The organism is Caballeronia sp. BR00000012568055, from assembly GCF_029439455.1.
GTDB lineage: Bacteria > Pseudomonadota > Gammaproteobacteria > Burkholderiales > Burkholderiaceae > Caballeronia.
Map to the genome: position 1 here is coordinate 1 of NZ_JAQFVG010000284.1, position 1056 is coordinate 1056.

Genomic DNA, 1056 nt, shown 5'->3' on the forward strand with positions numbered 1-1056 from the left:
GCAATACGGTAGGTCGATGCACGTTTCTTCCACGTGCGGGGCTATCGAATGGAATCGCTAAAGGAAAGGAAGGCAGGACCCGGCGGGGTACGCAGCGCGCGGCGCGATCGAGACCAGGAGATAGGCTCCCTGTGATTCTCGTGCGGCGGCAAAGGAATCGGGCTCATCCGCGATGGCCCGGAGTCATGGACCGGGAGTACGAGGTACGAATGCAGACGCAAGAGCCTTGGAACGGGATGGCGCTTGGATGGCGAGCGCAGGGTGCGGTGATTGTCGGCTCGTACCACGAGTTGTTGGGAGCACTGTTCTGGACGCTTTTCAACGAGTGTGACGAATGCAGCGAAGGGAACGAGGTGGCGCGTTACGTGTTGACCGCTAACGTTGAACACGCGCATCGCTTCGATATGGATGAAGTGGACGCGCAAGGACTGCTGTCCAGCGCGTTCAAATCCGACACAAGCATTGATCAATTTTTCGAGCGGATCCCGCCGAGTGGACGCGCTGTGATCTCGTCAGCAGTGCTTTTGCGATGGATCGCCTCTTCGGCGTGGCTTGAGATCAACGTTGATTCCGCGCGATTGCCCTTGAGACAAATGCTGGCAACGACGGAACGGGATGACGACGCAGCACGCCGGCCCGAGCCGATAGCGCACTGGGTCAATCATCGACTCGAAGCAGATGCCGCGTGGTCGGAATGGCAATTGTCGCTGCGCTACGGGCTTACCGATGTGAAAGCACGGCAGCGTGCACTTAAGCACGCGAGCATGACTGGATGGAGTGTCGCGGGCGGCGGTGACTTGGCTGATGAGCCTTGTTTCGAGCAGTCGGTTGAATTGCGGCAAGCATTCGATCGAGGCCGTGCGCTGTATGGCGCGATTAATTGTCGAGAAGCAGCCTAACTGCAAAGGGGAATACCATGGTGCAGCCAGTAGTGAATATCCGCCGGGCGTTGAACGAATACACCGGGCTCCCGCACGACTTCAAACGGGAACTTGAAGTACTGTTTTTACGATATGTAGATTGCGTACATAGCCGAACGCGCCGCAGCTCAAAGCC

Annotated in this window: 1 protein-coding gene; it reads left to right on the forward strand. The window is 57.9% G+C overall.

Annotation, left to right across the window (positions count from 1 at the left end; translation table 11 throughout):
- Positions 1-209 precede the first annotated feature (209 nt).
- On the forward strand, positions 210-899 hold the full coding sequence (locus P7F28_RS17385) for a hypothetical protein (protein ID WP_277185764.1): 690 nt from the start codon (positions 210-212) through the stop codon (positions 897-899).
- Positions 900-1056: the final 157 nt, after the last annotated feature.